The sequence below is a fragment of the Pseudomonas sp. P5_A12 genome (assembly GCF_056400685.1).
The window spans coordinates 1-14821 of the sequence record NZ_JBFUKU010000136.1 but is presented as its reverse complement, the minus strand read 5'-3'; the positions used below and the strand labels follow the sequence as shown (position 1 = coordinate 14821).

The following is a 14821-nucleotide window of genomic DNA, read 5'->3' as shown; positions in this document are numbered from 1 at the left end:
ACGCTTCGCTGGTGGAGAACACGAACTTGCCGCTGGTGATGTCTACCTGTCCGCCACCGAGGTTGGCGCAGTAGATGCCGCGCTTCACCGAGGCGATGATTTCTGCCGGATCGCTTTCGCCCGCCAGCATGTAAGTGTTGGTCATGCGTGGCATTGGCAGGTGTGCGTAGGACTCACGGCGACCGTTGCCAGTACGGGCCACGCCCATCAGGCGGGCGTTGAGCTTGTCCTGCATATAGCCTTTGAGTACGCCGTTTTCGATCAGTGTGGTGCATTCGGTCGGGGTGCCTTCGTCATCGACGCTCAGAGAGCCGCGACGGCCTGCCAACGTACCGTCATCGACGATGGTGCACAGCTTGGACGCAACCATTTCGCCCATGCGTCCGCTGTACGCAGAGCTGCCCTTGCGGTTGAAGTCGCCTTCCAGACCGTGGCCGACCGCTTCGTGCAGCAGCACACCGGACCAGCCGGAACCCAACACCACCGGCAATGTACCGGCCGGAGCAGGAATGGCTTCAAGGTTGACCAGCGCCTGACGCAACGCTTCACGGGCGTAACCCATGGCGCGGTCGTCACTGAGGAAATAACGGTAATCGGTACGCCCGCCGCCACCATGTCCACCGCGCTCGCGGCGACCGTTTTGCTCGACGATCACGCTCACATTGAAACGCACCAGCGGCCGTACATCGGCGGCCAGGCTGCCATCCGTGGACGCGACGAGGATACGTTCCCAGACACCGGCCATGCTCACGGTGACTTGCTGGATACGCGGGTCGAGGGCGCGAGTGGCGGCATCGATGCGCTTGAGGAGTTCGACTTTCTCGGCGCGGGTCATCACTTCCAGCGGGTTATCGGGCCCATACAACTGTGCGACGTCCTGTGTGGTGAACGCCTGCACCGTACCGTTCTGCCCGGCGCGGGAGATCGAACGCGCGGCACGGGCCGCTGCACCGAGGGCTTCCAGGGTGATGGCGTTGCTGTAGGCAAAACCGGTTTTTTCACCCGATTGCGCACGCACGCCGACACCTTGGTCGAGGTTGAAGCTGCCTTCCTTGACGATCCCGTCTTCCAGCGCCCAGGACTCGGATATCTGCCCCTGGAAATACAAGTCGGCGGCATCGATGCCCGGGCCGGCCAGATCGCCGAGCACGCCTTGCAGGCTCTCGATCGTTACGCCGCCGGGCGCCAGGAGGTGTTCACTGACTGAGGACAACAACTCGCTCATATGCTTTACGCCTTAAATTCATCGTTCTGAGGCAGGTCGCTGAGCGCCCTGCGAGAAAAAGCGCCGGTGACTGGACACCGGCATCCGCGCCCGGATGGACGCCTGTTCGCTGCTATCGCGTTCGGCCAGCAGCACGGCCTCGCCTTGATCCTGTTGCGCCAGCACCCGACCCCAGGGGTCGATGATTGCGGCATGCCCCCAGGTTTCTCGCGGCCCCGGATGAGTCCCACCCTGAGCGGCCGCCAGCACATAACATTGCGTCTCGATGGCGCGGGCACGAATCAGCACATCCCAATGCGCCGCACCGGTCACCGCGGTAAACGCCGACGGCGCGGTAATCAGCTCCGCTCCGGCGGCGCGTAATTCGCTGTACAGCTCCGGGAAGCGCAGGTCATAACACACCGTCAGCCCGACTCGACCGACCGGCGTATCCGCCACCACCACACCCCTGCCATAAGCATAGTCATCGGACTCGCGATAACGCCCACGATTGTCCGCCACATCCACGTCGAACAAATGCAGCTTGTCGTAGCGCGCCACCGTCTCGCCGTGATCATTCACCAACAGCGAGCAGGCATGCACCTTCGCCGTCGGTTGATCCACCGGCGGCAACGGCAACGTGCCGGCCACTATCCATAATTTGAGGTCGAGGGCGGTCTGTTTCAACCATGGCAGGATCGGGCCATCGCCCAATGCTTCGGCACGGCCGATGTCGGCGATGTCGCGACGGCCCATCGCGGCGAAGTTTTCCGGCAGGACGGCGAGTTGCGCACCGCCAGCTGCTGCCTGCTCAAGCAGCAGGCGTGCCTGCGCCAGGTTGGCCAGCACGTCGCTCTGGCTGACCATCTGAATCACCGCTACCGACATGGTTTTTCCTTACTTGAGAAGTGTCCGCCTGTAGCAGCTGGCGRAGCCTGCGTCCGGCTGCGMAGCAGTCGTAAAATCGGTCGACATGGTCTTTCAGATAAACCGTGCAATCCGGATTTACGACTGCTKCGCAGCCGGACGCAGGCTYCGCCAGCTGCTACACGACCTGCGTTTGGCCATGCTACTCCATCGGCCCGGGACATGGCTTTTGAAAAAGAGCGTCAAAAAGGCTTGTCGAAGGTGATTTTCGGATCTTTCCATGGGCCTTTGACGGTGTATTGGACACTGGCAAAACGGGCCATGCGGTCACCCATCAGTTTATCGATCAGGAACAACGCGCCGCCGACCGCCGGAGCGCCAACGATCAACGCCGCGATCGGCAAGTTAGTGGCCACCGGCAAACTCACCAGCAACTTTGCGTCAATCCGGTCACCCACCAGGTTCAAGGTGCCATTAAGTTCAAGGTTGGTGGACGGACCGGTCATCCGGATCGGTTCACGGGTGACGTAGACGCCATTGGTCCCGACCAGCACACCTTTGACCTGGTCATAACTCAGGCCTTTGCCGAACAAGTCGGAAAAGTCCAGGCGCAAGCGTCGACCGATGGAGTTGAAATTAAGCAGGCCGAAGACTTTCAGGGCCTGGGCACTGGCGTCGACCTCGACAATCTCGCCCTTGGTAAGCGTCGCATCAAGCGTGCCGGAGAAACGCTTGCTGGCCAGCCAGGCCGGCGAACCGGGCCAACGACCGTCGACGTCCATATGAAATTTTTCACTGGTGACACTCGGCGCAAATCCCCAGGCTTTGAGCACATCGGCCAGGTTCTTGCCGCTGATCTGCCCCTTGTACCAACTGCTGGTGCTACCGGGTACACCTTCCCAGCCGCCACGGCCTTGCAACAGAATCCCCTTGAGGCCCATGTCCAGCGTATTGAGCGCAATACCCTTCGCGGTCGGACGGATTTTCATTGACCAGCCACCCACCAGATCCTGCCCCAGGAACAGCTGGTTGATGGTGATGTCCAGTGCCGGAATCTTTGTCGGGTCCACCGTGACCAATGGATCGGGGGCATTCTCGTCGGTCACTACCTTGGGATCGGCTGCGGGCAGGCGTATGTGTTGCAGATTGACCGTGATCGGTGCGCCTTTCGCATCCGGAACACCAACGGTGCCTTTGACCTGCTGACTGTCGAGTTGCAGAGCCCAACTGGCGGAATTTCGGTTCAGTTGCACAGAAGCCTGATCGAGGGTAGCGCCCAGAGCACTGAGCTTGCCAACCGTGAAGTCCGCACTGCTGAGCAACTGTTTGGCACTATCACCCGAGACCTGGCCTGCGTACTTGTCCACCAAATCCTTCCACGGGCCGACATCCAACTGAGACAGCGCGCCCCGCACCCGCAGCCCCTTGGCAGTAGGCAAAACGGCATCGCCACCACCGAGGAACAGCTCACCGCGCCCCTCGGCAAAATTGTTATTCGGTGCTGCAAACGTAAAATTTGCCAACTGACCATAGTTGACCCAATAGCGCCGCTCCGGACCTTGCAAGGTCATGCGAAACGACGTGTCGCGGCACACACCGGCCGTCAGGCCGAACGGGGCCGGTAGATCGACTGTCACGCCCTTGAGGCAGGAGTTGACCATCAACTGACTGTCAGCACCAACCAGGTTCAGTTCCAACTCATACGGGAACACCCCGGAAACCGGTACCGGCTGAGTCACGTGCAACCAGTCAGTGAGCTTTTTGACCTCGACCTGACCGGAAGCCGTGACGCGTGTCTTGAGGTTACTCGCATTGCCATCGGCGAAAATCTGCGCAGTGACAGGCTTATCAAAGACCCGAGCGCTGATGTGTTGCCCGCTCAATCCCTTGGTGCTGTCAAAGCGGAAATCGCCCTTGAGTTGAGTCAATTCCAGCACTGGTTCAGCCAGTTTCAGACGCGCCTTGGCGGTCTTGAAGTCAACGATAATCTTCGGCTGCTCGCCTTTAGCCAGCGGGATATCCAGTTTCAAATTGCCTTGCAGATCACCCTCACCTTCCCATTTGGCGAAGGTCTCAGCGGTGCCTATCGGCGCTTCCTGAAGAATTTTCAGGCCATCGCCCAAACCGCCGGCGAATCCACCGTCGAGGAACAGATGGACGGTTTTGCCATCAGGCACATGGGGAATATCGACATAAATATCGCTAACCCGGGTGTCGAGCAACTGGCCCTTGCTGGCCAGAACCCGCACGCCACTGTCTTCAACAAACACATCACCGGTGACCTTGCTGACATGCGGCCAGCCTGGCTGGAAAGCCAGCTCCGCATCGTGCACCTTGAAGAACAGGCTGATGCTGCGGTCGGTATCGCCGGCGCCAGATTTCAGCGACCCCTGATACTGGAAGAAACCTTCGTCCACCGCGCCCTTGATAATTGCCGTACGCAGCCATTCGTCCAGCGCCGGGCTGAGCATTGTCGGCAGGTACTTCGCGGTGTAACGACCATCCCCATCAACCATGCCGACCCGCAGGTCCATGTAGTCATCCTGAGCGGGATCGAAACGCAGGCGAATCAGGAAGTCACCGGCAATCYTGCCCTCCTCGCCGAGCACCTTGAGGTACGGCGAGATCAGGGTGAAGCCTTCCTTGTCGAGCTTCCAGGTCAGCGTCGCGTTGGCCTGAATGTATTGCCATGGCTTGGCGAAAATAGGAGTCAGGTGCAGGACAAAGTCCTTGCTGTCCATGCGCAGCTCGCCCTTGCCAAGGTCACCGCTGATGCTGCCGCTGACATTTCGCGCCGCCGGAGCGCCGTAATAGGCATCAAAACCTACGCGGTCGAGGTTCGCGGCGAAGCTGAATTTGCTGTCGTCAGTGGCATTGGGTTTGAAGTCGATGAGCACATTGCGCAATCCGCCGGTCACTTTGAGCTTTTCGACCGCCGTGGCAACGCCTTCAGGCAGTGGACCCAAGGCATTCAGCAATGGCGTAAGCGGGGTGAGGTCGAGGCGGTCAGCCTGGAGGTGCCAGAGTTCTTCGCCCTTGTCAGTGGCGGAATGCTGCTTGAGTTGCAAACGCGATTCCCAGCGCGTCTCGCCGAAGTTCATGGCCAGGGAATCCAGCGTCACCACGACGCCTTCGGTACTGCGCTGGAAAAAGCCATTGAGCGCCAGATTGTTGATCTGGATCGGCTTGCGTTCGGCGTAAGCCCCTTTGAGCTGCGGCGCGTTCAGGCGGATCGCAGCGCTTTGCACTGTGCCTTGGCCCCAATTGATCCAGAGCTCGCCACCGGCCTTGATCTCGGAAAAATTCCATTCCCGGGTAAGGCGCTTGGGCAGCCACTTCGACCAATCACTTTGCGGCAGGCTCAGGTAAGCCTCGGCTTCGCCATTACGCCATTCACTGGCGCGGATACGGGTGCGCAGGCTCATGGCCACCGGTTGGCCGTCAGGCAAGGTCAAACGGGCATCAAGGCGCTGGCGGGCAGCACCGACTTTCAGGTTAAGGCCGACGTAGGTCAGGGTCAGCGGCGGGTGATCCAGTGGTTGCAAGGTCACCTGACTGTCAATCACCGACAACTGCTGGACCATCTGCAGACTGTTGAGCAGTTGTTCGGGATCGAGCGGCTGATCCTGCTGCACCGGTAGACCTTCCAGCGCCCACTTTCCGTCGTCGCCTTCCTTGAGACTGATCTTCAGGCCGTTCAGCTCCAGGTGAGCGATGCGCACCTGGCGAGACAATAAACTTTCCAACAGGTCCGGCACCACACGCACCTGGTCCAGGCGCAGGGCATTGGCACCCTCTCCGACCGTCACGTCATGAGCCAGCAAGATCGGCGCAAAACCGCTCCAGTTACCTTCCAGCTTGCCGATTTTCAGCGGCATGCCCAAGGCTTCGCTGGCTTTGGTTTCGGCTTCTGCAGTGTACTCGGCCACCAGAGGCGTCAGTTCACGACCAAGGCTGACGTACAGCGCCATCAATACCAATACCAACGCGCACAGGCCCAGACCCCAGCGGGTCAGTGCGACCAATATGCGTGTCAGACGCTCCATGTCAGGTGGCTCCCATGGCAAAAATGCTGCGAAAAGTCGAGGCCAGCCGTTCTAGCAAGGATGAAACACAGCGATTCAGAGCAACACCACGTCGTATTGTTCCTGGGAATACATGGTTTCCACCTGGAACCGAATGGTGCGTCCGATAAATCCTTCCAGTTCGGCAACATTACCTGACTCTTCATCGAGCAATCGGTCGACAACTTTCTGGTTCGCCAATACACGATAGCCTTCCGCTTGATAGGCGCGCGCCTCGCGGAGGATTTCTCGAAAAATTTCGTAGCAGACCGTTTCCGGCGTCTTCAATTTCCCTCGCCCCTGACAGCTGCTGCACGGTTCGCACAGTACCTGTTCAAGACTTTCGCGGGTTCGCTTGCGGGTCATCTGCACCAGGCCCAACTCGGTGATGCCGATGATGTTGGTTTTGGCGTGGTCGCGTTCCAATTGCTTCTCGAGCGTGCGCAGTACCTGGCGCTGGTGTTCTTCGTCTTCCATGTCGATGAAGTCGATGATGATGATCCCGCCCAGGTTGCGCAGGCGCAGCTGACGGGCAATGGCGGTGGCGGCTTCGAGGTTGGTCTTGAAGATGGTTTCTTCAAGATTGCGATGGCCGACAAAAGCCCCGGTGTTGACGTCAATGGTGCTCATGGCTTCCGCCGGATCGACCACCAGGTAACCGCCCGACTTGAGCGGGACTTTGCGTTCCAGGGCTTTCTGGATTTCGTCTTCAACGCCATATAAATCGAAAATAGGCCGCTCGCCCGGATAGTGTTCAAGACGATCGGCGATTTCCGGCATCAGTTCGGCGACGAACTGCGTGGTTTTCTGGAAGGTTTCCCGGGAGTCGATGCGGATTTTCTCGATCTTCGGGCTCACCAGGTCACGCAAGGTGCGCAACGCCAGGCCGAGGTCTTCATAAATCACACTCGGCGCGCTGATGGTTTTGATCTGTTCGTTGATCTGGTCCCAAAGCCGGCGCAAATAGCGGATGTCCATGAGGATCTCATCGGCGCCAGCCCCTTCTGCAGCGGTGCGCAAAATGAAGCCGCCAGCCTCTATGATGCCTTCTTTGGCCACGCAATCGGTGACCACCTGCTTGAGGCGCTCGCGCTCGGCCTCGTCTTCGATCTTCAGCGAAATACCGACGTGAGCGGTGCGCGGCATGTACACCAGATAACGCGATGGAATCGACAGCTGAGTCGTCAGGCGTGCGCCTTTGGAACCGATCGGGTCCTTGGTGACCTGGACCACCAGGCTCTGGCCTTCATGCACCAGGGCACTGATGCTTTCGACAGCCGGACCTTCGCGCAGGGAAATTTCCGAGGCATGAATGAACGCCGCGCGGTCCAGGCCGATGTCGACGAACGCCGCCTGCATGCCTGGTAAAACCCGTACGACCTTGCCTTTATAGATGTTGCCGACGATCYCGCGCTTTTGCGTTCGCTCGACGTGGACCTCTTGCAGAACACCGTTTTCGACCACCGCCACGCGCGACTCCATCGGCGTGATGTTGATCAGAATCTCTTCACTCATGGCAGGGTCTCGTTCAGGCGTATTCACGATAATGGCTGCATCTTGTCAGTACGACGCTCAACGCGCGTCAAGTGTTTGCCAACAGGGTATGCCGAAATGGCCGAGAAGTTCTGCGGTTTCGCACAGCGGCAACCCGACGACAGCCGAGTAACTGCCGTTAAGCCCGGCAACAAATACCGCACCCAGCCCCTGAATTCCGTAGCCACCCGCCTTGTCGCGAGGCTCACGGCTGGCCCAATAGGCTGCCGCTTCTTCGCGACTGATGTTGCGAAACCGCACCAGACTGCGCACCACCCGAGACTCGCAGCGCTCTGCGTCGAGTACGGCGATGGCGGTCAGCACTTCATGCTCACGGCCGGCCAAGAGCATAAGCATGGCGCACGCTTGGGCTTCGTCCACCGGTTTGCCAAGAATTTTCCCGTCCAGCACCACCGCCGTATCGGCCCCCAGCACGCAAAAATCCGCATCGGAGACGACCACGCCTCGCCCGGCCTCGGCCTTGCCGCGCGCCAGGCGCTCGACATAGGCCGATGGGGACTCGTGAGTCAAAGGGGTTTCATCGATATCCGCGCTGATGGCGCAGAACGGCACGCCAATCTGCGTGAGCAGTTCACGCCGACGCGGCGAGCCTGAGGCGAGGTAAAGCTGTTTCATCAAGACATCTCCCTGTTTAGTGCCCTGCCTCACAAATACTGTTCCTTTTGGGCGGCGTCTGTTGCAGCCATACTGCGTTGCCGCTCCTCGCCATAGCGAGCTATGACTCGTCGCGGCGCCTTGTCTGGCAACAMCAGCCACTCGCCAAAAAAGGGAACGTATTTGCGAGGCAGGGCACCGGCAAATGCCTGACCGAATTAATTGATTTTGTAGCGCCGACGCAAGCCACGCAAACCGTAGCTGACCCATGGCCACAGCAACGCACTGACCAGTGCCGGCAGCACCAGCGCCAACGTCGGCTGACGATTGCCGGTCAAGGCGCTCAGCCACAACTGAACAAGCTGTGCGAGACCAAAGATCACCAGAATCACCAGGCTCTGCTGCCACATCGGGAACATGCGCAAGCGTTGTTGCAGCGACAGCACCAGGAAGGTGATCAACGTCAGGATCAGCGCATTCTGACCAAGCAACGTGCCATAAAGCACGTCTTCAGCCAGCCCCAGGCACCACGCGGTGAGCATGCCGACTTTTTGCGGCAGGGCCAGCGCCCAGAACGCGAGCAGCAAAGCCAGCCACAGCGGGCGGAGAATTTCCATGAATTGCGGCAACGGCGAGACGCTGAGCAACAGGCCGACAGCAAACGTCACCCATACCATCCAGCCGTTTCGGGAAGCTTTGACACCGACCATTATTCTTGTCTCCCAGTGGTAGCCGGCGCGGGGACAGGCGGTTTGGCAGCAGGCTTCACGACAGCGGGTGGCGTTGCCGGCGGTTTAGCGGCCGCAGGTGCAGCCTCCGGCGGCTTTTTAGCGCCAGGTTTCGCAGCCGCAGGCTTGGCCGGGGTTGCGGTAGCCGGGGCCGCAGGCGCAACAGGTGTTGTCGGCACGGCAGCAGGTGCAACCGTTGCAGCAGGCGTCACAGAAACCGGTTTGGATACAGTCGCCGGAATGATCGGGCCGCCGCCGTACTGGTCCAGTGCTTCCTGCGCCTGGGCCGCTTCGTTGGCACGCTCCTCGGCCGTGCGGCCGTCGCTGTACACCAGCAGCAAATAACGGCTGCGGTTCAACGCAGCGGTCGGTACGGCGCGAACGATGGCAAACGGCTGCCCGGAGTCGTGAATCACTTCCTTGACCGTCGCCACCGGGTAACCCGCCGGGAACCGCTGACCAAGGCCGGAGCTGACCAGCAGATCACCTTCCTTGATGTCAGCGGTATCGGCTACGTGACGCAGCTCCAGGCGTTCCGGGTTGCCGGTACCGCTGGCAATCGCCCGCAAACCGTTACGGTTCACCTGCACGGGAATGCTGTGGGTGGTGTCGGTCAGCAGCAACACGCGGGAGGTGTAGGGCATCAACTCGACCACCTGCCCCATCAGGCCGCGCGCATCGAGCACCGGCTGACCGAGGACCACGCCGTCGCGCTCACCTTTGTTGATGATGATGCGATGGGTGAAGGGGTTCGGGTCCATGCCGATCAACTCGGCCACTTCGACCTTCTCGTTGACCAGCGCGGAGGAGTTGAGCAACTCGCGCAGCCGAACGTTCTGCTCGGTGAGGGCGGCAAGCTTCTGCATGCGCCCCTGCAACAGCAGGTTTTCGGTTTTGAGTTTTTCGTTTTCCGCGACGAGCTCGGTACGGCTGCCAAATTGGCTGGCCACACCCTGCCATAGCCGCTGCGGCAGGTCGGTGATCCAGTAAGACTGCATCAGCACCAGCGACATTTGGCTACGCACTGGCTTGAGCAGTGTGAAGCGGGCATCGACCACCATCAGCGCGACCGATAGCACGACCAGCACCAACAAGCGCACGCCCAGTGAAGGCCCTTTGGCGAAAAGCGGTTTAATAAGCCGCTCCTCCCAGGCAAATGTTCTCTTTATTCATACGGCATCAAACCGGCCTGGATGCAGACTGACAGAAGATAAACGCCAACAGGCAGCACTGCAAAGTGCTGCCTGCGCGCCAACAGCATAGATGCAACCGGCGAGATCACTCGCTGGAAAGCAGGTCCATGGTGTGTTTATCCATCATTTCCAATGCACGGCCACCGCCGCGAGCAACGCAGGTCAGCGGGTCTTCGGCGACGATCACCGGCAGACCTGTTTCCTGGGCCAACAACTTGTCGAGATCACGCAGCAAGGCGCCACCACCGGTCAGTACCAGACCGCGCTCGGCGATATCCGACGCCAGCTCAGGAGGAGATTGCTCCAGTGCACTTTTCACAGCCTGAACGATGGTGGCCAGGGACTCTTGCAGAGCTTCCAGCACTTCATTGGAGTTCAGGGTGAAAGCACGCGGGACGCCTTCGGCCAGGTTACGGCCACGCACGTCGACTTCACGTACTTCGCCGCCTGGGTAGGCTGTACCGATTTCCTGTTTGATGCGTTCGGCGGTGGACTCGCCGATCAGGCTGCCGTAGTTGCGACGCACGTAGGTGATGATCGCTTCGTCGAAGCGGTCGCCGCCAACCCGTACGGATTCGGCGTAAACCACACCGTTCAGGGAAATCAGTGCGATTTCGGTAGTACCACCACCGATATCGACCACCATCGAACCGCGTGCTTCTTCAACCGGCAGACCGGCGCCGATCGCAGCAGCCATTGGCTCTTCGATCAGGAACACTTCACGAGCACCGGCACCAAGGGCCGATTCACGGATGGCACGACGCTCAACCTGAGTGGATTTGCATGGAACGCAGATCAGCACACGAGGGCTAGGCTGCAGAAAGCTGTTTTCGTGAACCTTGTTGATAAAATATTGCAGCATCTTTTCGCAGACGCTGAAATCGGCAATCACGCCGTCCTTCATCGGACGAATGGCAGCAATGTTGCCCGGCGTTCGGCCGAGCATGCGCTTCGCTTCGGTGCCGACAGCAACGACACTTTTCTGGTTACCGTGTGTCCGAATAGCCACAACCGATGGCTCATTCAGGACGATTCCGCGCTCGCGCACGTAAATAAGGGTGTTGGCAGTGCCCAGGTCAATGGAAAGATCGCTGGAAAACATGCCACGCAGTTTCTTGAACATGGGAAAGGGACCCTAGGCAACGCGTGGGTAAAAAAGTGCGGCAAACTCTAACAACGACAGGGATTTTGGGCAAGGCGCCAATATGTTAAATTGGCCGCTTTTCTGTGCACCAACCCCCACAATCGCGGCCTTATGACCGTAGAAATGCGGTAGTGTTCAGACAATCTAACACACGGACGCCGTCCGTTCTGTTTTCCACTGGAGAATCGCAATGGCGCTTGAACGCTCCGACGTGGAAAAAATCGCTCATTTGGCCTGCCTTGGCCTCAATGATGCCGATCTTCCACGCATCACTTCGGCCCTGAACAGCATTCTGGGTCTGGTCGACGAAATGCAGGCTGTCAATACCGACGGTATCGAGCCGCTGGCCCACCCACTGGAAGCCAGCCAGCGCCTGCGTGCAGACGTCGTGACCGAGACCAATCATCGCGAGGCCTATCAGTCCATCGCACCAGCGGTCGAAAACGGCCTGTACCTGGTTCCGAAAGTCATCGACTAAAGGGAAAGAGCCTGCAATGCATCAATTGACTCTGGCCGAGATCGCCCGCGGACTCGCCGATAAAAAGTTTTCTTCCGAAGAGCTGACCAAAACCCTGCTGGCGCGTATCGCCCTGCTTGATCCTCAGCTCAACAGCTTCATCAGCCTCACCGAGGACCTGGCGCTCCAGCAGGCGAAAGCCGCTGACGCACGCCGGGCCAACGGCGAGAGCGGCGCCCTGCTCGGTGCGCCGATTGCGCACAAAGACCTCTTCTGCACCCAGGGCATCCGCACCAGCTGCGGCTCTAAGATGCTCGACAACTTCAAAGCCCCGTACGACGCCACCGTCGTTGCCAAGCTGGCCGCTGCCGGGACCGTGACCCTGGGCAAGACCAACATGGACGAATTCGCCATGGGGTCGGCCAACGAGTCGAGCTACTACGGCCCGGTGAAAAACCCGTGGAGCCTGGAACACGTGCCTGGCGGTTCGTCCGGTGGTTCGGCCGCAGCAGTTGCCGCGCGCCTGCTGCCTGCGGCCACGGGCACCGATACCGGCGGTTCCATTCGCCAGCCGGCTGCACTGACMAACCTCACCGGCCTTAAACCGACGTACGGTCGCGTTTCGCGCTGGGGCATGATCGCCTACGCCTCCAGCCTCGATCAGGGCGGCCCGATGGCGCGCACGGCTGAAGACTGTGCAATTTTGTTGCAAGGCATGGCCGGCTTCGATCCGAATGACTCCACCAGCATCGACGAGCCGGTGCCCGACTACAGCGCCAGCCTCAACGGTTCGCTGCAAGGCCTGCGCATCGGTGTACCGAAAGAGTATTTCAGCGCCGGTCTCGACCCGCGCATTGCCGACCTGGTCATGGCCAGCGTTGAAGAGCTGAAAAAGCTCGGCGCCGTGATCAAGGAAATCAGCCTGCCGAACATGCAGCACGCGATTCCTGCGTACTACGTGATCGCCCCGGCGGAAGCCTCGTCCAACCTGTCGCGTTTCGACGGCGTGCGTTTCGGCCATCGCTGCGAAAACCCGAAAGATCTGATCGACTTGTACAAGCGCTCCCGTGGCGAGGGTTTCGGCCCGGAAGTGCAGCGCCGGATCATGGTCGGTGCCTACGCGCTGTCGGCCGGTTACTACGACGCCTACTACCTCAAGGCCCAGAAGATTCGTCGCTTGATCAAGAACGACTTCATGGCCGCCTTCAATGAGGTCGACATCATCCTCGGCCCAACCACGCCAAACCCGGCCTGGAAGCTGGGCGCCAAGAACAGCGACCCGGTCGCTGCGTACCTGGAAGACGTCTACACCATCACCGCCAACCTCGCCGGCCTGCCGGGCTTGTCCATGCCGGCCGGTTTTGTCGATGGATTACCGGTGGGCGTGCAACTGCTCGCGCCGTATTTCCAGGAAGGTCGCCTGTTGAACGTTGCCCACCAGTATCAGCTGAACACTGACTGGCACACCCGCACCCCAACCGGCTTCTGAGGAGACACACATGCAATGGGAAGTCGTGATCGGGCTGGAGATTCATACCCAGCTCACCACCCGGTCGAAAATCTTTTCCGGTAGTTCCACCACCTTCGGTTCCGAGCCGAACACCCAGGCCAGCCTCGTAGACCTGGGCATGCCCGGCGTACTGCCGGTGCTGAACCAGGAAGCGGTGCGTATGGCAGTGATGTTCGGCTTGGCGATTGACGCCGAGATCGGCCAGCACAACGTGTTCGCCCGTAAAAACTATTTCTACCCGGACCTACCCAAGGGCTACCAGATCAGCCAGATGGAATTGCCGATCGTCGGCAAGGGCCACCTGGACATCGCCATGGAAGACGGCACGATCAAACGTGTCGGCGTGACCCGTGCGCACCTGGAAGAGGACGCCGGTAAAAGCCTGCACGAGGAATTCAACGGTGCCACCGGCATCGACCTGAACCGTGCCGGCACGCCGCTGCTGGAAATCGTCTCCGAGCCGGACATGCGCAGCGCCAAGGAAGCCGTGGCCTACGTCAAGACCATCCACGCACTGGTGCGCTACCTGGGCATCTGCGATGGCAACATGGCCGAAGGCTCGCTGCGTTGCGACTGCAACGTGTCGATCCGCCCGAAAGGCCAGGTTGAATTCGGCACCCGCTGCGAGATCAAGAACGTCAACTCGTTCCGCTTCATCGAGAAGGCGATCAACAGCGAAGTCCAGCGTCAGATCGAGCTGATCGAAGACGGCGGCAAAGTGATCCAGCAGACCCGCCTGTACGATCCGAACAAGGACGAAACCCGTCCGATGCGCAGCAAAGAGGAAGCCAACGACTACCGTTACTTCCCCGATCCGGACCTGCTGCCGGTGGTCATCGAAGACTCGTTCCTCGACGACGTACGCGCCACCCTGCCGGAATTGCCACCGCAAAAACGCGAGCGCTTCCAGGAACAGTTCGGTCTGTCGGTCTACGACGCCAGCGTGCTGGCCACCAGCCGCGAGCAAGCCGATTACTTCGAGAAAGTTGCGAGCATCGGCGGCGACGCCAAACTGGCGGCCAACTGGGTGATGGTCGAGTTGGGCAGCCTGCTCAACAAACAAGGCCTGGACATCGAACAGTCGCCGGTTTCCGCCGAGCAACTGGGCGGCATGCTGTTGCGCATCAAGGACAACACCATCTCCGGCAAGATCGCCAAGGTGGTGTTTGAAGCGATGGCCAACGGTGAAGGCAGCGCGGACGAAATCATCGACAAGCGCGGCCTCAAGCAAGTGACCGACAGCGGCGCCATCTCGGCGGTGCTGGACGAGATGCTCGCGGCCAATGCCGAACAGGTTGAACAGTACCGCGCGGCAGACGAAGCCAAACGCGGCAAGATGTTCGGCTTCTTCGTCGGCCAGGCCATGAAAGCCTCCAAAGGCAAGGCCAACCCGCAACAGGTCAACGAACTGCTGAAAAGCAAGCTCGAAGGCTGATGACAATGGAGCCAGTTCCAAAGCCTGGCTCCACCCCCTGTGGGAGCGAGCCTGCTCGCGAAAGCGGTGTG

Annotated in this window: 11 protein-coding genes; 3 read left to right on the top strand and 8 right to left on the bottom strand. The window is 59.9% G+C overall.

The genetic code is table 11. From position 1 onward, the window contains the following. The 8 genes from tldD to mreB all read right to left on the bottom strand — a co-directional run. Positions 1-1225: metalloprotease TldD (tldD, locus tag AC1DSG_RS18260; protein WP_477792134.1), on the bottom strand; the 1225-nt coding region annotated here is incomplete at its 3' end. Positions 1226-1243: 18 nt separating this feature from the next. Further along, positions 1244-2092 carry a carbon-nitrogen hydrolase family protein gene (locus AC1DSG_RS18255; RefSeq protein WP_477792133.1) on the bottom strand — a complete coding sequence of 283 codons (849 nt, stop codon included), beginning with the start codon at positions 2090-2092 and terminating at the stop codon, positions 1244-1246. 221 nt (positions 2093-2313) lie between these two features. Further along, complete coding sequence (locus AC1DSG_RS18250) at positions 2314-6117, bottom strand: YhdP family protein (RefSeq protein WP_477792132.1); 3804 nt, start codon at positions 6115-6117, stop codon at positions 2314-2316. Between the two features lie 75 nt (positions 6118-6192). After that, a complete protein-coding gene (rng, locus tag AC1DSG_RS18245) occupies positions 6193-7650 on the bottom strand; it encodes a ribonuclease G (RefSeq protein ID WP_477792131.1) in 1458 nt (485 codons plus the stop codon). Between the two features lie 57 nt (positions 7651-7707). Further along, positions 7708-8304 (bottom strand): Maf family protein, encoded by a 597-nt coding sequence (locus AC1DSG_RS18240; protein ID WP_477792130.1) that lies wholly within the window; start codon positions 8302-8304, stop codon positions 7708-7710. A gap of 197 nt (positions 8305-8501) precedes the next feature. Next, on the bottom strand, positions 8502-8993 hold the full coding sequence (mreD, locus tag AC1DSG_RS18235) for a rod shape-determining protein MreD (protein ID WP_477792129.1): 492 nt from the start codon (positions 8991-8993) through the stop codon (positions 8502-8504). Then, on the bottom strand, positions 8993-10147 hold the full coding sequence (gene mreC, locus AC1DSG_RS18230) for a rod shape-determining protein MreC (protein WP_477792135.1): 1155 nt from the start codon (positions 10145-10147) through the stop codon (positions 8993-8995). Before mreC ends, mreD begins: the two co-directional genes overlap by 1 nt. Before the next feature lie 142 nt (positions 10148-10289). Further along, positions 10290-11327: a rod shape-determining protein MreB gene (gene mreB, locus AC1DSG_RS18225; RefSeq protein ID WP_002555108.1), complete on the bottom strand. Its 1038-nt coding sequence runs from the start codon at positions 11325-11327 to the stop codon at positions 10290-10292. A 211-nt stretch (positions 11328-11538) separates the two neighbouring features. On the opposite strand from mreB, the gene gatC reads away from it, so the two are divergent. The 3 genes from gatC to gatB are packed head-to-tail and all read left to right on the top strand — an operon-like array spanning position 11539 to position 14750. Further along, on the top strand, positions 11539-11826 hold the full coding sequence (gene gatC, locus AC1DSG_RS18220) for an Asp-tRNA(Asn)/Glu-tRNA(Gln) amidotransferase subunit GatC (protein ID WP_477792128.1): 288 nt from the start codon (positions 11539-11541) through the stop codon (positions 11824-11826). Positions 11827-11842: 16 nt separating this feature from the next. Then, complete coding sequence (gene gatA, locus AC1DSG_RS18215; RefSeq protein WP_477792127.1) at positions 11843-13294, top strand: Asp-tRNA(Asn)/Glu-tRNA(Gln) amidotransferase subunit GatA; 1452 nt, start codon at positions 11843-11845, stop codon at positions 13292-13294. 10 nt (positions 13295-13304) lie between these two features. Further along, positions 13305-14750, top strand: coding sequence for an Asp-tRNA(Asn)/Glu-tRNA(Gln) amidotransferase subunit GatB (gene gatB / locus AC1DSG_RS18210; RefSeq protein ID WP_150782085.1), 1446 nt, complete (start codon positions 13305-13307; stop codon positions 14748-14750). Positions 14751-14821 lie beyond the last annotated feature (71 nt).